The 19,515-nt window shown below is 54.1% G+C and carries 14 protein-coding genes and 1 pseudogene; 3 read left to right on the top strand and 12 right to left on the bottom strand.

The window, feature by feature from the left end:
* Positions 1-116: 116 nt before the first annotated feature.
* From ACR0LN_RS16075 to ACR0LN_RS16065, 3 genes are all read right to left on the bottom strand, one after another.
* On the bottom strand, positions 117-1,625 hold the full coding sequence (locus ACR0LN_RS16075; protein ID WP_170352520.1) for a DUF1254 domain-containing protein: 1,509 nt from the start codon (positions 1,623-1,625) through the stop codon (positions 117-119).
* A gap of 169 nt (positions 1,626-1,794) precedes the next feature.
* Positions 1,795-2,751: a helix-turn-helix domain-containing protein gene (locus ACR0LN_RS16070; RefSeq protein WP_480431035.1), complete on the bottom strand. Its 957-nt coding sequence runs from the start codon at positions 2,749-2,751 to the stop codon at positions 1,795-1,797.
* 189 nt (positions 2,752-2,940) lie between these two features.
* Positions 2,941-4,292 (bottom strand): IS3 family transposase gene (locus ACR0LN_RS16065; RefSeq protein WP_480431033.1). Its coding sequence is split into 2 segments (ribosomal slippage): positions 2,941-3,956 and positions 3,956-4,292, totalling 1,353 coding nucleotides; the frame shifts between segments, so codons are not numbered across the junction.
* A 69-nt stretch (positions 4,293-4,361) separates the two neighbouring features.
* Here ACR0LN_RS16065 and ACR0LN_RS16060 point away from each other — a divergent pair.
* A complete protein-coding gene (locus ACR0LN_RS16060) occupies positions 4,362-4,511 on the top strand; it encodes a hypothetical protein (protein WP_170486479.1) in 150 nt (49 codons plus the stop codon).
* Between the two features lie 352 nt (positions 4,512-4,863).
* Here the strand turns inward: ACR0LN_RS16060 and ACR0LN_RS16055 are convergent, their stop codons facing one another.
* Entirely contained in the window at positions 4,864-5,982 is a 1,119-nt protein-coding gene (locus ACR0LN_RS16055) for a mechanosensitive ion channel family protein (protein ID WP_170486478.1), read from the bottom strand.
* Positions 5,983-6,284: 302 nt separating this feature from the next.
* Here ACR0LN_RS16055 and cls point away from each other — a divergent pair, with 302 nt between their 5' ends.
* Positions 6,285-7,691 (top strand): cardiolipin synthase, encoded by a 1,407-nt coding sequence (gene cls / locus ACR0LN_RS16050; protein WP_170486477.1) that lies wholly within the window; start codon positions 6,285-6,287, stop codon positions 7,689-7,691.
* A gap of 3 nt (positions 7,692-7,694) precedes the next feature.
* Here cls and ACR0LN_RS16045 read toward each other — a convergent pair whose 3' ends face one another.
* The 3 genes from ACR0LN_RS16045 to ACR0LN_RS16035 are packed head-to-tail and all read right to left on the bottom strand — an operon-like array spanning position 7,695 to position 9,334.
* Complete coding sequence (locus ACR0LN_RS16045; protein ID WP_170486476.1) at positions 7,695-8,591, bottom strand: YegS/Rv2252/BmrU family lipid kinase; 897 nt, start codon at positions 8,589-8,591, stop codon at positions 7,695-7,697.
* 16 nt (positions 8,592-8,607) lie between these two features.
* Positions 8,608-9,069 (bottom strand): phage holin family protein, encoded by a 462-nt coding sequence (locus ACR0LN_RS16040; protein WP_170486475.1) that lies wholly within the window; start codon positions 9,067-9,069, stop codon positions 8,608-8,610.
* Between the two features lie 10 nt (positions 9,070-9,079).
* Positions 9,080-9,334, bottom strand: a complete 255-nt coding sequence (locus ACR0LN_RS16035) for a hypothetical protein (RefSeq protein ID WP_170486474.1) — start codon at positions 9,332-9,334, stop codon at positions 9,080-9,082.
* A 534-nt stretch (positions 9,335-9,868) separates the two neighbouring features.
* Between ACR0LN_RS16035 and ACR0LN_RS16030 the strand changes: the two genes are divergently transcribed.
* Positions 9,869-10,696 carry a YihY/virulence factor BrkB family protein gene (locus ACR0LN_RS16030; protein ID WP_170486473.1) on the top strand — a complete coding sequence of 276 codons (828 nt, stop codon included), beginning with the start codon at positions 9,869-9,871 and terminating at the stop codon, positions 10,694-10,696.
* A 235-nt stretch (positions 10,697-10,931) separates the two neighbouring features.
* On the opposite strand, the gene ACR0LN_RS16025 is transcribed toward ACR0LN_RS16030, so the two are convergent.
* The 5 genes and pseudogenes from ACR0LN_RS16025 to ACR0LN_RS16005 all read right to left on the bottom strand — a co-directional run bounded on the left by ACR0LN_RS16025 (position 10,932) and on the right by ACR0LN_RS16005 (position 19,433).
* A complete protein-coding gene (locus ACR0LN_RS16025) occupies positions 10,932-11,738 on the bottom strand; it encodes a hypothetical protein (RefSeq protein ID WP_170469327.1) in 807 nt (268 codons plus the stop codon).
* A 58-nt stretch (positions 11,739-11,796) separates the two neighbouring features.
* Positions 11,797-13,260 carry a sulfatase-like hydrolase/transferase gene (locus ACR0LN_RS16020; protein ID WP_170469324.1) on the bottom strand — a complete coding sequence of 488 codons (1,464 nt, stop codon included), beginning with the start codon at positions 13,258-13,260 and terminating at the stop codon, positions 11,797-11,799.
* A gap of 105 nt (positions 13,261-13,365) precedes the next feature.
* Positions 13,366-15,129: pseudogene (locus tag ACR0LN_RS16015) on the bottom strand (DUF3604 domain-containing protein).
* A gap of 274 nt (positions 15,130-15,403) precedes the next feature.
* Positions 15,404-16,975 carry a DUF1214 domain-containing protein gene (locus tag ACR0LN_RS16010; protein ID WP_170469318.1) on the bottom strand — a complete coding sequence of 524 codons (1,572 nt, stop codon included), beginning with the start codon at positions 16,973-16,975 and terminating at the stop codon, positions 15,404-15,406.
* Between the two features lie 100 nt (positions 16,976-17,075).
* A complete protein-coding gene (locus ACR0LN_RS16005) occupies positions 17,076-19,433 on the bottom strand; it encodes an arylsulfatase (protein WP_170469315.1) in 2,358 nt (785 codons plus the stop codon).
* Positions 19,434-19,515 lie beyond the last annotated feature (82 nt).

Here is a 19,515-nt window from a genome sequence, read left to right as displayed (position 1 = left end):
TAGATACTTCGCGATTGTGAAAGGTCAGATTCCTTGGTGCGCTGCGATCACAGTTGTCCAGGAAGCCCACAGTTCCCTGCGGGCTTTCAGAACTTTTTTATCCAACGATTTGAAAATTAGTCAATTTTCGCAACATCGTCGGGTTTCCAAGTTTGGTCGAAGAACTCGATACCCGTTCCAAACAGTCGCACAGCTGTCAGGAAGTTTCTTCCCTCAACGGTCTTGATGAAATTGGACTCAGGAGCGCCGTCTGGCAGCGTCGGACCGAAGTAGAGATCAACCGAACCATCATCATTCTTCTCGTAATCGTTGAATTGATTGATAGACGGCATGAACTGGTCAGTTTCCGGCATCGTCCCATCGGTTACGTTGTAGAGCGTTACTGCCCAGAACAGCTTCGCCGGAATACCCGCCGGCAGATGTAGCTTGTAGTGGTGGCTACCATTCAAGAATTCGCCGTCCGCGTCTCTGGCAGTAACCGGATATTTTGCACCACCATTGATAACGCGTTTAACCATTGCTGGTGACGTGCTGTATGCAAATTGCATAAAGGCAGCCCTTTGGTCGATGTCGAGGTAGCCGTCCTGCATAAACTCGGCGGTAGCTCCAGACCAAACGCGTTCATACTGTCTGTCATAGTAATAGAAGTTACGGCCATCCGGTCGACCGACCTGCCTGGAGGCAAAGATCATCTTTGGTGCAACTTCCATCGCCTTGTTCAAGGATTCCATTTGCTTGGCAGTTGGATTAAATGGCTCACCCTTCTTGATGCCGAGGGAAGCCAAAACACCGCGAGTAGCCGGCGGAATGGCCGAGTAAGGCTCATGGTCCACGAACTCTTTCATTTTCGTCCAAAAGTCGAAATCGGTTTCATACATCATGTTGAGGCGCTTGCCCGAGGCGTTCGGGAACTCCATTGCCGGAATATCCTTCTCCACTTCCCAAAGTGGGTAAATACGAATTTGTTCCGCCGTCGCGACCGCCTCGGAGGGATCTGGACCACCATCACCCTGCTTCATGATTGTGCGAAAGAAGATAAACACGTTGTATGTCGGAGACTCGAACGTGTAATACCCGCCATTCGGAACCGGGCCATCGTAGTTGGGTGGAAGAAGGAGATACAGTCCGCCTTTTCCGCCATCTGGACCAGCGGCGCCTACGTCCGTCAACGTTACTTGGAAGAAATCTGTGAGCATGCTCACTGTATTGGGTGGAGCCGCAACAACCAATGGGCCGGTTTCTTTGAGATCTGCGTAACCCATTGAATAAATAACGTCAGCGTTAGGTGTCGGAACCCATGCGCGGGAGTCCATTCTTTCTTTCCAGATCGGAATGACGTTGTAGCCCGCTCCAAACACTGCCTCAGACCCATCGCGCAGGCCAATGGTGTTCATTGCCGGTAACATGTCGTAGTAGGCCTGAATCGCTCTATGATAGTAGAGTTCGTCTACCAATTTCTGCGCCTCAGACTCCTCAAGCCAGTTGCCATTGTTGATTTGCTGCATCAATGGCGGAAGCTCCGTTGAGACAGTGTCCTCATTTGCATGGGCCTTGGAGGCGCTGGCGCCCGCCGCAATGAGGCTGAGGGCAATTGCCGCCGATAAATGATTGGTAAGAAGTTTCATGTATCTCTCCTAAAAAATTTGATCGGAATTCTTGTGGCTGAAGGCGCCGCTGCGCAACCATCAGACTACTCGACAATGGTGGCCTCTTTGGCTGTCAAAATCACGCATCATTCTTATCCAAAATCTGCAAACATCTCTTGAGACTGGGTTTTTGAGACTAAACTTCCGTCTAATTGCGATGCAGTGTTTCCGATGGCAGGCAGCCGAACAGCCGCTTGTATTGGTTCGTGAAATGCCCTTGATGGTGAAAGCCGTAAGTCGCGGCCACGCTGCCTATTGTAGCCCCATTCGAGATCGCGCCTTGCAGTTCGCGATGCACTCTATTGAGCCTCATGCGTCGCAGCCAGGTCGCAGCTGAAAGGCCCGTGACATCTTTGAATGCATAGTGAAGTGTCCTAAGGCTGACACCATAATGAGCGCAAAGAGTGGTCAATCCTATGTTTCCGGTCACGTCGGATAGAACCAGATCTGTTGCGTCCCCCACCAGTCTGGCCAGTCTGGAAACCCGGTGTTCCTTTAGGCCGCCGCCATTTGACTTCACCAGCTCCCAAAGGAACAACTTGATAAACTGATCGGAGAGACGCTTAAGAGCGGCTCTGTCGTCGGAAAAATCTGAGATAGCCCGGTCAATGAGCGATTGTCCCTGATGGCGTAAAGAAGCTGCACCTGCCGTCGAAAGGGTTGAGGCCCCATGCAAGTTGCCACTGATTTCGCCTTTCCCAGATAGCGCCGATGAAATCCGGAACACGTCGTTTTCAGGAACTCCGAGCACCAGCGCGTCGTAGAAATTGGAGGAAATCAGATCGCCGGCCTTGTTTGGTGCTTGCATGAGAACTGTGTCCACGCCCGCTTTCTGGCCGATCCAGTTTGCATCTCCTTGCTGATCGAACGGCAAAGCAAAGGCAAAAGCCCCAGCTGGGGCTGTTCCACGGTAGCGAATTTTTTGTCCCCATCGAATTCTGAGGATCTGGGACTCATTAACCTGCGCCAGCTTGAGGCCACCCTCGAATTGACCGCCCGACAACTGGTCATACTCCTGATCCCAGTTGACGACTGCGTCGCTTAGCTCTTCAAAGCTTTGCGTTTTAAGGCTGAACGACTCAACTATATCATCGTGGCTTTGCATCCATCGAATCCCAACAACGATACCTAACTGACGCAAGGCTACTCAGATGTCGCTTCGACTCCAAAAGGGTTATTCTTTGACGCCCTTCGGCAAAGACACGCTCTCATGCGAAAGGTGTCCGTCGTCAGGGATATTGGGACAGATTTCTGCCTGAGCTAAGAGAGGATCTGGCGCATCTGGTTGTTTTGATTATGCGGCGGATTTGCGGTGAAGCAAGCGCCGGGTTTCGATTGTCTTCCGTTTGATCCTTTCTCGTTGTTTCAGAATGGTGTGGCCGCGCCCGAAGTAGACATCAGCGGGCGTGAGGTTTTGCAGGCTCTCGTGATAGCGCCGGTGGTTATAGTGATCGACAAAGGCATCGATCTGCTGCTGAAGGTCGCCGGGCAGATAGTAGTTCTCCAATAAGATGCGGTTCTTGAGAGTCTGGTGCCAGCGCTCGATCTTGCCTTGGGTCTGTGGGTGATATGGCGCGCCTCGAACATGATCCATTTTCTGATCTTCCAGCCATTCGGCAAGCTCACCAGAGATGTAGCTGGACCCGTTGTCGCTGAGCAGGCGCGGTTTGTGCAGCACGGTTGCCTGATCACAGCCCGACGCCTGTAGTGCCAGGTCCAGCGTGTCGGTCACATCCTCGGTCTTCATCGTCGTGCAAAGCTTCCAGGCGATGATGTAACGGCTGTGATCGTCCAGGATCGTACTGAGATAGAACCATCCCCAGCCGATCACCTTCAGATAGGTGAAATCGGTCTGCCAGAGCTGGTTCGGCCGTGTCGTCTTGTCGTGGAACTCATCTGCTGCTGACAGAACCACATAGGCCGGGCTGGTGATCAGGTCGTAAGACTTAAGGATGCGATAGACCGAAGCCTCTGACACAAAGTACTTTTCCGTGTCGGTGAATTGCACGGCCAGTTCGCGCGGCGACAGATCGCTTTCCTTCAGAGCCAGGTCCTTGATCTTCTCACGCATCGGCTGCGGAATGCGGTTCCAGACCCGTGATTGCTTGGGACTACGATCCTCAAGCGCCTCAGGACCACCCGACAGATACCGGTCATACCAGCGATAGAAGGTGGTCTTCGGGATGCTCAGCTTTTCCAGAGTGCGCTTGGTCGGGAGATGCGAACCTTCGACGAGGCGGATGATCTCCAGTTTTTCGGATGCGGGATACCTCATTCGTCGTCGCCCCCATCCGCGATCATGCTTTTTTTGAGCAACCGCAGTTCAAGAGCCTGTTCGGCAACCACTTCTTTCAGATCGCGGGCCTCACGGCGCAGATCTTTGACCTCGGTCGATGTCGCTACACGGGCCGTGTCGCCTGCCAGACGTTTCTTGCCGGCTTCAAGGAACTCCTTGGACCAACTGTAGTAGAGGCTCTGGGCAATGCCTTCACGGCGGCACAGCTCTGAAATACTGTCTTCGCCCTTCAGGCCGTCCAGCACGATCCTGATCTTCTCTTCTGCTGAATATTGCTTACGCGTCGCGCGGCGGATGTCTTTTACGACCTTCTCACCGTGGCTCTGCTTGGTTCCGGGTTTCTTTCTCATCTCCACTCCTTGGCGGTTACGATGAGCCAGAAACCCTCTCTTATCAAATCGACCTAAACTGTCCCATTGGTGCTGACGTCAGACAATTTGCTGGCCCTGTACCCCGAAGTCAGTGTCTTTCTGATCGGCATCGTTGCTGGTGTGCTATTGGTCAGTGAAGGCGCGGGCTACGTGAGATACGCATATGGCCTTAAGAACGACATTTCCATGTCCCTGTGAAACGAGGTCATGCCAATTCTATTCTGATCACGCTACCAATCGGGTGCAAAGCGAAATCGCACAGCAATACTTGTCCCAACGCGCGGGGCGTAGCCTGACAATAAAATTGGCTTACTGGTCCATTTCAAACCCAAACTAGGCGACTCACAACGAAAGCGGACTGTCTCAGCTACAAAGAAAAACCAATTACCGAACCTTATGCAACCGTAGTAACCGGAGGCGTACAATGAAGCTGCTCGAAAAGCCAAGCTGACGATATCCAGATCCGAACTAGAAACTGAAACCAAAGAAGTTCAGCGGTAGTTTGAACAGAAATCAGAAAACGAAAACTGATCGTTCGGTAAACTCCAAACTAACCTGTCAGAGCGTCGTGGCTGTGCAGGTTTATCGTCTGCGTCGGATAGGCAAGCTCTGTATTTGCCGCCTGTACTGCCTCAAGGATCTTGAGCGACAGACGCTCATTCACCTGAAGGAAATTGTCATAATCAGGGTTGATTGTCCAAGCATAGAAAATCAGCGTTACGGCGCTGTCCGATAGTCCTTCGACATAGACATGTTGCGGAGCATCCTCTGACAACTCAAAATCTCCACTGGTCGTCAGGTGCTCCCGCAACGCATTCCGAACTTGCACGACCTGAGCCTCGGTGCTGCTCAATACCAAAGGTATGGAAAGCATGACCCGCCGATGGTGGCGATGCGAGAAATTGAGAACAACCGCATTGGACAACTCGGAATTCGGGACATAGCGGGGAATCTGATCGAACCCCCGGATAAGGGTGGAACGCAGGTCGATGGCCTCGACCGTGCCGACGAAAGATCCGTCGATCTGGATTGCGTCCCCGACTGCAAAGCGCTTCTCGCTCATGTTGTTCATACCTGCGACAAGGTTGCGGATCAGGTCCTGCGTCGCAATGGCCAGCCCGGCCCCCAACACACCAACCCCGGTCAACGCGGCACTGATGTCGACCTGCCAGACTTCCAGAAGGGAGGTGATACCAAACAGAAGGATGCCAAAACGGGCAACGCGCTCCATCCACCCGGTTTCCATTCGGACGTCCGAAAAGCGGTCGCTTTGAAGCAGGGATACAAAAGGTCCACTTAGGTTGTACCAACCGGAAAACACAGCAATCACGGCCACCGAAGCCAGAATTCGCCTGAACAGATCGACGGGCATTCTGGGAAAGTTCAAAACCTCCATAACCCCAAAGACGGCAAAGGTCACAAGGAGAACCGATGTCGTTCGTGTCAATTCCTGCACAACACTGTCCGAGATATCGATGGACAACCGCTTTAGTAAGGCCGAAATCAGCGCCATGATCCAGCGGGACAAAGACTTCCGACAGAGGACGACAACCACAAGGAAGACCACCAAGGCAACGACAACGCTCAGGTCCAAGCCGTCCAGCCAGTGATCAAACCGGTCGCGCACTTCGACAAAAGTGTCCATTGACGGGATATCACTTTCTTCCACCTGGGAAACCACCTTCCTTCATTGACCTGGGCAGTAAGTAAGCCCAAACCAGAGCTTGTTTCGTTCTCAAAAATAGCATCCAAAACTCTTTACGAATACTACAGTTCTTTCCGGAGAACCTGATTAACACTTTCGGTAAAACCGAAATGGGTACACGGACCAAAAAAATGTCCTCGCAAAAGCTCCGAGAATTGGCAGAATTCCCTCACTGTTGCATACTCAAACTCAATTGATTTTTCCGCGCCGAACGTCCAACCCTCAAACCTTGCGGTCAGTTGGCGCAAGCTGAAGAGGGCCCAATTGTGTCTACAATTCTGATCCTGTTGCTGATCCTCCTGGAGGCCACTGCCATCTGGTTCGCTTGGCGGGCGATCTCATCGGCCCGAACGTCTCAAGGCGCCGTAGGTTGGGTTGTTTTCCTAGTTACCGCCCCATATCTGGGCGTTCCGCTGTATCTGTTTCTGGGTCATCACAAGTTCAGTAAATACCTGACCGGGCGCCGAAACAGCGAAGAGGTGATCGAGGGCATCAAGACTTTTCGCGAAGCCCATGCACCTGAGGTTCCCACCGAGTTTCCTTCCGAGGCATTGGAAAGAATTTCGGAACTCCCTGTAGTGCGTGGCAACAACATGCGCATTCTGATTGACGGGAACGAGACATTCGATGCGATCTTTGAGGCCATTGACGCTGCGCAGAACTATATTCTGGTTCAATTCTACATCGTGCACGATGACGAACTGGGGCGGGTTTTGCGGGACCGCCTGATCGCCGCTGCAAAACGCTCGGTCACGGTTCTGTTCATGTGCGATCCGGTCGGCAGCATCAAATTGCCTAACACCTATCTCAACGAGCTTCGTGCGGGCGGCGTTCGCGTGGTGGATCCCAGTCAGATGCGGGGGCCGAAAAACCGGTTTCAACTCAATTTCCGCAATCACCGCAAGACTGTGGTCGTGGACGGAACGGTCGGATTTACTGGTGGGTTGAATGTTGGAGACGAATACATGGGGCGAGACCCGAAGTTCGGTGACTGGCGCGATACGCATGTGGAACTTCGCGGTCCGGTCGTTTCGCAGTTACAACTTGTTTTTGTGGAAGACTGGCACTGGGCAACCGAAGAAATCCTGATTCCGGACATGAACTGGGAGGCAGGTCACATGGATGAAAACATGTCCGGCTTGATCGTGCCAACCGGCCCCGGGGACGAAATGGAAACCGGCGCCCTTTTCTTTTTCACGGCCATCGCAAATGCAAAGAAACGGATCTGGATCGCCTCGCCGTATTTTGTACCCGATGCCGATGTGCTCACAGTCTTGAAGCACGCCGCTCTGCAAGGGGTTGATGTACGCATTCTGGTTCCGGAGGTCATCGACCACAAAATCCCTTGGCTAACGGCCTTCGCCTATTTCGACGAAATTCGGCAGGCTGGTGTGCAAGTCTGGAGATACCAATCAGGCTTCATGCATCAGAAGGCTCTGGTCGTGGATGACACCCTTGCCGCGATTGGCACCACGAATATGGATAACCGCTCTTTCCGCTTGAATTTCGAGGCGATGGCCGTTTTCTTCGACAGCCGTGCTGCCAATGCGACCGCCTCCATGTTGGAAAAGGACTTTGAAAGGTCGTTGGTTCTGAACAAAACACTGGCGGAACAACCCCGGCACATCCGCGTCGGTGCCCCGATTGCAAGGTTGTTCTCACCGGTGCTTTGACGGTCAGTAAAAGGCGTCAGGTAGCGCGAATTTCAGCCTTCGAGGCAGAACCGAGATTTCGAATGTTGTATCCACCATCGGTTCCCCATCAAGATTCAAATGAAACGGCTTTTCGGTTTCCAGAACCGCCTGCTTGAAACGACTGCGCTGAACAAGTCCTGCAATCGGGTCGGTCAAGTCCGGCAAGCGTCCGAAAGGCAGTTTTTCCGGAAGCAGCCCATCGGTTGTCAAAACCCCCAGATCGAGCAACCCGTCGAACATGTCAGCTTCAGGTGTGACCTCAAACCCGCCTCCGGCGTAACGGTTGTTGCCTATGACGAGGGCGGAAATGGACGCCGAATGCGGCTCTGACCCATCTAGAGAAATCCGGGCCTGCGTGGGCTTCAGTTCCGAAAGCCGCGCCAGACCAGTCAAAGTATAGGCCAAACCGCCCAGATGTTTCTTGACCTCCTTAGGGGTCGTCGCGGTGATCATCGCCCCAAAGCCGCCACTGGCGACGTTCACGAAAGGGCGACCGTTGATCAGCCCGACATCAATCGGCCTTGCCTCACCCGTTGTCGCTCGCTTTAGCGATGTAGTGAGATCCAATCCATCATCACCGTAAGATCTGGCAAAGTCGTTGGCGGTGCCAAGGGGGATAAGCCCCATCGTTACGTCCGGCCCCGCATCACACCGCAGCAGGGCACTAGTCACAGCGTTGAGCGTCCCGTCTCCCCCTCCTGCAACAAAGTGAGTCGCCCCTTTAGCCAATCGCTTGCGGATCAACTTGCGCAACTGTTTGCCTGACCATGGGATAGTGACCTCGATGCCGAGTTCCTTTTCCAGAGGCCGGACCGCCGCTCTGACGTCAGGGCGGGCGGCAGATTTCCGGTTAAGAATGAGCAGCGAGCTACAAACCATTTTATCCAATCTCCGCTTAAGTCTTGAGGTTCTTGATCACAGCTTTGGCAACCGATCCCGCCAGCCCCGGAGCAAATGTCCCGAGTGGGTCCCGCGCCATCTTCTTGAGCGCATCCGCGGCAGACCTGGCTTCTTCTGCTGCAACGCGCAATTCGGCTTCGATGTCCTCCAGCGCCATGTCGCGAACCTCGGCCACAGGGGCGGTCTCCTCAGCAACCTTCGAGTTGTTGGCAAGCGCTACCAAAAGAACGGCAAGCGCCAAGTTAACTAGTGCGACTATCAGTGCTGCCGCTGGCCGAGAAATCATGTCAGACAAGGCAAAGAACGCTGCAACATTGAGCATGATCAAACCCACCCCGGCGGCAATGCCCGCCGCTGCCATCAAGCCGGTCTGCCGTCGGAGCACCGCAAGATGACGCTGTGCAATAAGGCGCTCGGAGCGCAGGACGATTGAGATGTTTCTTGAAATTCGGTTCATATCCCGTCTCCTATCTTGAGCGACCGATCAAATAACCCAGAGCAAACACTCCAAGCGCAAGCAGTATCGTCTTTTTGTGCGGAACGTCGTCGAACTCGGCCAAGAGATCGGCGATGTCCTTTTCCAAGTTTGGGGGTTCGGCCGCTTCTTCCTTGGCTTCGGTTGCCACGGCTTCCGATTCAGGGGCCGCAACCAACTCTGGTCGCTCAGCCAGTTGCTGACGCAATGCTGCAAGTTCCATCTCAAGCTCGGCTTTAGTAGCCATTATGACTTATCCTCCAACGCTGACTTAACGATTGACTAAGGACACATTCCACAACCCGCCAGGTCCAAATTGTTCGAACCACCCAGAAAGGCAAAAAAGTCTTCTTGCGCAAAAATTGTCCCCGCGGACACGCTGAATATGCAACGCCAAATAGTGTCCCGGATCAAGTGAGATGGCTATTCGGTTCGTGTAATGGAAAACTTGGTTGGTATCCTGTCCACTGGGTCCATATTGTCCTTTGGAAAGCTCCTGAGCCAGACCCATGGTCTGCCAATCACAAACCTGTTGAGGATGTTCAGTCGAAATTTCTGAAAATTGGCGCAACACGGAGATGTAAAAACCACCTTGTCTGGGGCTCCTCCATCGCGCTGCTCTGGACTATTCTGAACTTGTTGAAGACGCAGAAAAAAGCTTTGCTTTGTCCGGTCAGACGATCAACGTAGACACAGCATCTGAAATTTTTTCGTTGATACGGACCTAAGGGTGCCCGACGAGACAGCGTGATCCAGCACAGGGATAGGCCGAATAGATCCCATGAAACGCATTCTGCATCTGATGGTTTCGACAGCCGTTCGCTTTGACCGCAACGATGGGTGGGCGCACAGCAGTCATATTGCTCTGTCAATGCTGCTGGCCTTGTTCCCATTCTGTATTTTTGCACTTTCGCTCGCAGGGCAGCTCCACGCCGACATCAGCACGCAGGAATTGGCAGATTTCGTACTTGGAGCTTGGCCTGACGACCTGGCGGAACCAATTGAGCGCGAGATTTTGGCCGTTCTGGAAGCAAGCGATACGACCAAAATTACCTTTGGCGCTGTCCTCGCCGTTTTCTTTGCTTCGAACGGTATTGACGCCATTCGTAAAGCGGTCTCAGGCGCATACTACGAAACAGATACCAGACCGATGTGGTACACACGCCTGATCTGCATCCTATTTGTACTTTTTGCAGCTTTCGTTCTTAGCCTTGGGGGTCTTTTGACCGTCGCACTACCAGCTTCTTTCAGCTTTGTAGAAGAGTCAGCACCCGAACTGTATTCGGCGTTGTTTTCGAGCGAAATCCTCAGAGGAACAATCGCAGTTATGTTTCTAACCTTGCTAGTCACGGCTAGCCACATTTGGCTTCCGCAAACTCACAGACCTTTGAGACGCGTGTTCCCTGGGGTCTTTGTGACCCTCGTATTGTGGGGGAATTGTGGCTGGGGGTTCTCAATCTACATTCGTGATATATCAACTTACAGCGCAACATATGCGGGGCTTTCCGGCATCATGGCGACTATCGTGTTTTTGTATCTTATGGCGGCCGTGTTCATTTTGGGCGCTGAATTTAATGCCCAGAATGCCGAAACGGAAAGCTCCATCTGACATTTCGACCTATTCGAGTCCCGCCTGGACAACACGCTTGCAGTGATCTCTAGCACGTTTTTCACGCCACGCAGCGTTTCTATCGTCACTTTAGCTTTGAACTGATCCGTCAAACTCCGGGGCTTCGTCAATTTCGTATCTTTCCAATGTGGTCCGATACAATTTCGCCAGCCGTCTGATTTTCACAGACCACTTATGACGGTTCAAAGCAGTTCTCTTTTTTAAGTTTGGAGGATCAAAGAAACTGCATGTTTAGGGCGAAATAGACCTGCATCTTTGGTTGGCCAGCGCCCTTGTCGCGAACCGACCATTGCGGTTCTACAAACAGGTTGAAGACGGTCTTGTCACGCTTGACGACTTTGCCCAAGCGAATGCCCAGGGGAACAGAGTAGTTGTTGTTGCGGAAGTTGTATGTCCAGATAGGCGCACCGCCCGTGTACCAGCCGTTGCCCAACTGGTAGAAGGCAAAAGGCTGGAAGGCGCCCAAGCTGACACGGGGCCCGCCTTTTGTATCGCCAACCCCTCCACGCCAGGTCAGCAGGTATCCGTACTGGAACTTGGGCGATGTGGCATTGAAATAGACATTGGCGATGCCCAGCTGCCATTGATCCGATCCCAGCCGATTGTCGGTCGCCGTTGGCGCGACAACCTGCGGTCCTACCGCAAAACTGATTGCCGGGTTGCCGGTATCTATCTGGTAGGCGGCAAAAATGTCAAAATCACCGATCCCATTGACGGTCGATCCCCCGGTGCCGACCGGGAAGCTGTTGTACGGCAGCGAGGCGCGGATCAGCCATTTGGAATTCCCCCATTGCACGGGTTTGGCATAGCGCAATACAAACTGGTTTCCCGATTGGTTTCCCGGCCCGGTGAACTCGTCGATGTAGTAGTTCTGAATGTTGAACGCCGTTATGTCGGCCAGCGGGTTGTTTGCCTGTGCTTCTGCGTTCTGCGCAGCGGCTTCTTCCGAGTGCAGAGCTAATGCAGTCAGAGTGGCAAGAACCAACACCCTGAAAATTGAAAAATACCTAGAAGAAGTCATATACCAATTCCTTTCCAACAGGGTACAAACGCCGCCGTTTTAGTGCTGTGGGTTTGATTTACCTAAAGTCCGTCATATTCGGCGGCGACGGATTGGGGTGATCCTTCAGCGTGGCGAGATAGGTGTTGATGATTTGCAGATAAGGCGCCATCGCCCAGCCTGCGCCGGCATGAGCTAAGTTCACTCGTTCCTTTGGGTCCGCTTCGATGTTAAAAATCTGCGGGAAGCCGGCGGTATCGGTGATCGCACCCATGTAGCCGCCTACAGCCGGGTTGGTTTCGGTAACCCCGACTTCGAACGGATAAAAACGGAATTGCCTCCAGCGAACGGCGGCGATGCGGTCGCCGATGAAGGTGATAAGACTTTCGCGGGCCGATGTGTCCGAGTTACCAAGCAAGAAATCAGATTGGTCCACTCCGTCAATGGGGCGGTCGGTTGGGATATCTGCGCCAATCAAGTTGGCAAGTGTCGGGAAAAAGTCGTGAATGGCAAACATCTCGTTGCTGACCCTTGGTTCGACTGCTCCCGGCCACCGGATCATGCCCGCCGTGCGGATTGAGCCTTCGTAGGCGTCCCCCAATTCCCCTCTGAATGGCCCGTTGTCGCCCTGATGCACTTCGTCCAAAGACGTTGCGGTCACCGTCGCACCATTGTCCGAAATCCAGATTACCATTGTGTTGTCGCGGATGCCCGCCTGATCGATAGCAGCCAGAACCTCGCCGGTGCGAATGTCCAATTCCATAACCGAGTCGCCGTATTTGCCAGCGCCAGACATGCCCATGAATTCGTCGGTTGTGTCATTAGGGAAGTGTGGCCGGGTCCACCCGATCATCAGGAAGAATGGGGCCTCCGCCTTGGCTTGCTCCGTGATGTAGGCGGCAGCCGTAGTGGCAATGTCACCTTCGATCTGTTTGCGGTATTCGAAATCATAGGGCCGCACAAAGGAGGTTTCGCCCGGCCCCCTGGCCTCGATGATCTTCGCACCGTATGCCTCTGCTTCGGCATCCGACATACCAAGCGCCTTGATATTTGTGCTGTAGGCGGAACTGTCGCTCGTGCCGGAAAATCCCACCAGCCATTGATCAAAACCCTGGTTCTGTGGCTGGCTGACAGCCTGCGGACCCAAGTGCCATTTGCCGACATAGGTCGTGTCATAGCCGACTGATTTGAACAACTCACCCAAGGTGACGTCATCTTCCTGCAACCCGCCACCGGCCCCGGGCGCGATCACCAGGGACATGCCGTTGCGGATGGAATACTGCCCGGTCTGCAATGCCGCCCGCGACGGAGTACAGCCCGGTTCCACCATGAATTGCGTCAGTCGCAGGCCCTCGGAGGCAAGCTGGTCGATATGTGGGGTGCGCATCCCGCCCCGGGTGCCACCGTTGTAAACACTGAGATCACCGAACCCGAGATTGTCGGCCAGCATCAACACAACATTGAGACGTTGCTGAGCGATGGCAGCAGTCGAGGCAAATGCAAAGAAAATCCCGACAAATATAGCCGCATAGCGCAGTTTCATAGTGTTCCCCTTTTGAGGTTTGAAAAGTTGATGCCGCTGGCTCGACAGAGTTGTCATCACTATCCTGGCGGAAACGCGGGTCCTGTCCCACGCTTCCATTTGCGCTCAACCTTCAGGGGTGTACCAGATCGGCGAGGTGTAGGCCCTGTCCTGCAAGATCATAGGAACCTCTGGCGCCATTTCGATGCCATAATACTTCGCGTCATGAGCTTGCCAGGTCGGCTTGGGGATCTCCAAAACGCGAACATAGTAAAAGGCGCGCTGGGAAGGATCGAAGTCCGGATCGGTCCAAACCACAGCCAGCATCGGATCACCAACGGTATTGGTATAGCTGGCGTTGGCGATATCCACCGTGTTGCCAACATCGCTGTCGCAGGCATGATTGCTAATCGTACGACCGTCAGAACAGGCCATGTCGTAAACCTTTTCCGAGGTTGTCCCATCTGCATTAAGCCAGCCTTTGACCATCTGTAGCCGGTCTAGGTTCGCATTATCTGGATCACGCAGGGCGCGTACCATGAAGGTTGGTGCCTCGTCGGCTGGCGCATTTGTCAGGTCTCCCCCCATCGGCACACCTGCGGCATAGCCACGCTCAGCGAAATCGGGCCGTTCCACCTCGTCTACTTTGAAGTCCCAACCACCGAAGACCCGCACGGTTATGCGCGACCCTGTAGTGGCGTAAACTTATTTGCGGTTGATCGCGTCAAACAGCGCTTCCCGGGTATTCTCGCGAGCCCAGACACCGGTCAGGCCGGAAGCCAGAGTTTCCCAGTTGTAGTAATCGGTTCCCTCCAGTTCGCCCTTCATGAAGACATGGCTCCAGCGACCCGGATCCGGTTCAGCCGGAGGGTTTTTGCCAAAGAAGTTGTCCTCGCGGGTAGTGACCAAAGAGGTATGCGCATCAGTCGAACCAATCATGCCGAACTTAAACGGGTTGGTGCCTAAGGTTGCCTCATGTCTCAGACCAAGTCGTAAGGCAGATCGTGCGTATTGATGCGGCAACATCTCTTCCGTGATCCGATTGCGCCCACCAAGGTCCCCTTTGTCCCAAGTGCCAAAATCGGCCCAGCGATCATCTGGCGAGAGGGCCGGATGAGTTTCACCATCCCCCTTGATCTGCGTCATCTCGTAGATCGGTTCAAAGCGCATCCGCTTCCTAGCATAGGATTCATCTAGCGGTTCGCCATTGTTGCGGTTGTCAGAAAACATCAACCCGGTGCCCCAATTGCCATTGTGCGCGGCCGCAAGAGTACGCCCTCCTGTGTTGTTCTCGTAGGCTTCCATCCAATCCCAAAGGTCTTCAGGATCGTCCGAATCAAAGGTTGCAAAGGGAATAATCTGGCCAGCGCGATCCGCACCATCGCGGAACATAACCACTCGGTGCAGATTGTTGCCGTTAGAGGAGGACGACCACTCAAACCCAATGATCGACGTAAACACACCGGGGTCATAATACTGTTCAGCGTAGGCTGTTGATTTATCCCAAGCCGTACGCTGAATCGAAGGGTTTTCGACCAGATTTTCTAGTCGGGCAGCGGAGTCCACAACCTCATAGAAAGCTTGCATTCCCTGATCCGGATCGCCGCTTTGGCGCATCTTGTACCAGCGCGCGGTTACCGGATCTTCTTGAATGACCGGATCGCCTTTGGCCAGCATGTCCGCCAGCCCGAAATACTCGGCATGGTCAGCCACAACCAACCAATCCAGAGGCCGATGAAGCCTAACGCGGCTACCAGTGCTAGATACCATTTCTTCACCACGGGCAAATCGATAGGCATCGCCTGGATCCAAAGTATTTCCAAAAAAACCGCCATCAATAGAATACGACGTGTGGAGGTGGGTGTCTCCCCAGAACACCTGATTAGGCATGTGCTGGTCGACAAAAGGTGAATAGTCTGGGGTGTTCACACCGACGTCAGCGGGATCAAGTGTACCGTAGCCAAGACCTTCTTCCCGGTCCTGTGCGGCAGTTGCGGTTCCTAAACCTGCTACAAGGCCTAAGGAAACTAGGCTCGAAGTCAGTCTGTTCATAGCATTCTCCTCGGACTTCTTAGTGACATTTCTCCTGTGGCGTCTCTTGCTCAAGTACGCGAGTTTCGGTGCCACGACGGGCGGATGCCTTATCGCAGGCGGCAGTTTTGTATCACTTCGTGTATTCGTCGAAATTCTCGACCCGGTGGATGTTTGGCAATTGGTAGGTGCCGTCAAAGAACTCGGCATGTGCCCCGTACGCCCGGATATACGGGAACCAGCCCCGGCCTGGTAGTGTACGGACATAGTTGGTTTCCCACCCCTTCGGAGCGGCGTCCGGCCCCAACATCACGGCAAAGGACCCGTCCTCGTTCTTTCTCGGTTTGTGCTCGAGACTGTCGATGGTCACATCATCTCCAGACTCAAGCCCGCGATTGTCCAAAAGAACACGTGTGTCAGGATCATAGATCGTTAGCGACCAGAACAAGTCTGTCTTTGGTTCTCGGTCAAACAGCATAACATATCGCTGTTCGCCCTTGAGCCGCTCTCCATTCGAGTCTTCGAACTTGGCGACATATCCCTGCGCTTTCCCGGGCCGGGGTACGGTCATCGAAGGTGAGGTCAATTGCGCCTCGTAGGTATACCGGGCCCGGGGATCAAAAATGTCAAAGTTCTGAGTGCTTTGATCGTACTTGATTCCGTCACCCCATTCCCCGCCGAGCACGTAGCGCCAGTCGAACTCTCGCAAAACGCCATCCAGACGTTCGCTGAACACGAAGGACTTGGCCATCATCTCGCCCACCTTGGCCCCGTCCAGCAGCGCCGCTGTTTGACGTTCGTTCGGTTCGAACGGCTTCCCTCTCTCGATGCCAAGAGACCGCAGCCAATACATGAACAGGCGGTCTCGTTCGGCAAGATGCTCATTGTTGATAGCGGCGTGCAGGACTTTCCAGAATGCCATGCCACGAGGCTGAATCGTCGGAAGGAACTTGTCCCCGCCGGGGTGAACCGTCGTGGCCGGTTCGGAACCGTAGCGATACATCTGAATCTGGTTCCAGGTTTTCTGCACTGTATCCACATCCGCTCCGGCCACTCTAGCCAGAACGACGGCCCGGTCTGTTCCGATCTCGTGAACCTGGAAGTCATCGCCAAGCTTTTTCTGGTCGGGTCGCATGTGTTGTGGCGTGTTCGGGCCTACAATGACGTGCTTGCCGCCTTTGCCTTCAAACGGTCCGAAGATGCCAATATCCGTCGGAGATTCCTGCCACATGTCGATGACCATGCCGATGACGATCCCCGGCGGGACATCCAGCACAGTCGCGGCACCCTTAGTGTTGAGCAGACCCAAGGCGTAGTTTGTAGTTTCGTTCGCAGTCAGGTATCCGCGACGCTCGTTAAACGACTCGATCCGTACGAAATCACCGTAGTCAAAGTCGAAGTTGTTGAAGTAATTCTGGGCAAGCCGTTCCTGCGCTACGATTGGCAAGGCCCACAGATACAGCTGTGCGGCTCGTTGGTGGTCGATCAACTCATAAATCCGAGCAGCAGATTCTTCCGTTGGAAAACTGTGTTCGAGATCAAAATCACCAAAGAAGGTTTCGACAGATCCCGTGACCGGCATCGCTGCGGAGAACTCGTCATCGCTTTGAATGTCAGACAGCCGCATCTCTTCGGCTACTGCATGTGTGCCCAAAAAGGCAAAGCTCGTGAGAGCCGACACCAGCAATAAGATTTTAGCTTTCATAATCTAAACCTCCAACAAAGGGGCAACTGGCCAGTTTGACTGGCCAAGGAATAAGATCCCGCCCAAGAGATGCATTTCTTTCGGGCGGGTGCCTGATCAATCAGCCGCCCAAATCAAGGTTGACCACAACCTTTTCGATCCCACCCGGGAAGTCGAACGGCACATGGTAACTTTCGCTCACAGGCTCACCCGCGTCCGAGCCAACATCAAAGGTCTCGTCCAGCGAAATGCGGAAACCCATGGTGCGGTCGATCCGGCCTTCACCAACGAGAGTGTCATTTACGAACAACTTGCCGGTGCCACCCTTGCCAGGCCCGCCGCCGTCGTATTCGAAATCGTAGCGAATGACATGTTTGCCCGGTGCCAGCACATCGCCTTCGATGTTGTACCGCTCGAGATTGGCAACGTTGTATGTGTAGACCGGCTTGCCGTCGAGCACATAGAGCGCCCATCCACCAAAACGACCGCCTTGAGTCACCAGCATGCCGTCAGTGTCCCCTTCGCCAATCTCGACATGCGCCGTGATCGTGTGCGACTTGTTTTTGAAATCAGGCGCGGTGCCTTCAGGTATACGCTTCATGTTGTCGTAGTACGTGAACGTATCGCGACCCAAAGTCAGGCTGGGGCGAAGGGCCACGTCTAGTCGCGGCTTGCGTTGGCTATCAATCGGGAAGGCATCATATTTTCGCGCCTCGCCGTAGAACAGGATCTGTAGTTCTTTCAGCTTTTCCGGGTACTGATCCACCACGTTGTTGGACTGGGAAAAGTCCTCGGCCACGTGGTAGAGTTCCCACTCCCAGTCATTAATTACATCGCTAGGTCTGTTCAGACTGGCCCAAGGAACGTCGAACGGTGTAGTCGCCGCGACCCAACCATCATTGTATATGGCACGGTTGCCGAACATCTCGAAGTACTGCGTGCGACGGGTCGATGGGGCTTCGGCATCGTTGAATGCATACATCATGCTGGTGCCTTCGATGGGAGATTGCGCCACACCATTGATCGAATGCGGTGCCGGCAGGCCAGCGGCCTCCAGAATGGTCGGCATGATATCGATCACGTGGTGGAACTGGTCACGCACTTCTCTTTTGCCTTCGATCTTGGCAGGCCAGCGAATGATCATGCTATTGCGTGTGCCGCCAAAGTGGCTGGCGATCTGCTTGGTCCACTGGAACGGCGTATCCATAGCGTGCGCCCATCCGACCGGGAAGTGACCAAAGGTATTCGGCCCACCCAGCTCGTCCATCCGTGCATAGGTGTCCTCGAAAGGCACTTCGATGGCGTTGAACATGGTCATCTCGTTCAACAGACCGTCTGGGCTGCCCTCGGCGCTCGCTCCATTGTCGCCCATTAGGTAGATGACCAGCGTGTTGTCCAATTCGCCTGTATCCTCGACCGCATCCAGGATCCGGTTGATCTGGTGATCCATATGCGCCAGCGCGGCTGCGTAGACTTCCATCATACGGGCGTAGAGCTCTTGCTGCTGGGTCGTCAGTGAATCCCAGGCGCGAATATCCGCTGGGCGTTCAGTCAGTTTTGTGCCTGGGGGAATGATCCCCATTTCCAGCATGTTGGCATGGGTCTGCTCGCGGACGGAATCCCAGCCCATGTCAAACTGACCTTTGAACTTGTCGATCCATGCTTTCGGCGCATGGTGCGGCGCGTGGCTCGTTCCCGGAGCATAATAGACAAAGAAGGGTTTGTCGGGCGCCAGCGCGTGTTGTTCGCGGATATAGTTGATCGCACGGTCGGCCATATCCTCGTCGAGGTGATAGTCCTCGGTGTTCGGTGGTTCGACCGGTTTGGTGCCCTCAAAGATTGCCGGCGTGAACTGGCTGGTGTCGCCGCCGATGAAGCCGAAGAATTGTTCAAAGCCCAGCCCTGTTGGCCACAGATCGAACGGACCGGCCTGGCTGGATTGCCAATCCGGCACATTATGGTTCTTACCGTACCAAGCCGTATTGTAGCCGTTGCCTTTTAGGATTTCGGCAACGGAGCCGTTCTCCTTCGGCATCAGCGAGTTGTAACCCGGGAATCCGGTTCCCAGTTCCATGATCACACCGGTGGCGTTGGAATGGTGGTTGCGACCGGTGATCAGCGCAGAACGAGTTGGGGAACACAGTGCCGTGGTGTGCATCTGCGTGAACAGCAGCCCATCCTGTGCCAGACGCTCATACGCCTCCGTCGGAACCGGCCCGCCGAATGGCACACTGGCCCCAAAGCCCACATCATCCGGCATGATCAGGAGAATGTTCGGAGCGCCTTTGGGGGCCGTAACCTGTCTTGGAAAATCCAACGTCGACTCGTTGGTTCGCAACCCGGCATGACCACGGAACTCGGTCATGGGTATCGGTAAAACGGAACGGTCCCAATGGTCTTTGTCGTCTGCTTGCACAGCAGCAGGCAGACCACCCAACGTGAGTAACCCAGCTAACAAACAAATGAACCCAGCTTTCATTAGATTGCCTCCTAATTTCTTGATCTGTCGGTTCTGGTCGCCGAGGCTATCTGGGTCGGAGAAATTGACTCCTTCAGGGAAC

The organism is Ruegeria sp. AA6, from assembly GCF_056542865.1.
The sequence above is the reverse complement of the archived record's forward strand: the minus strand, read 5'-3'. Positions and strand labels throughout refer to the sequence as shown.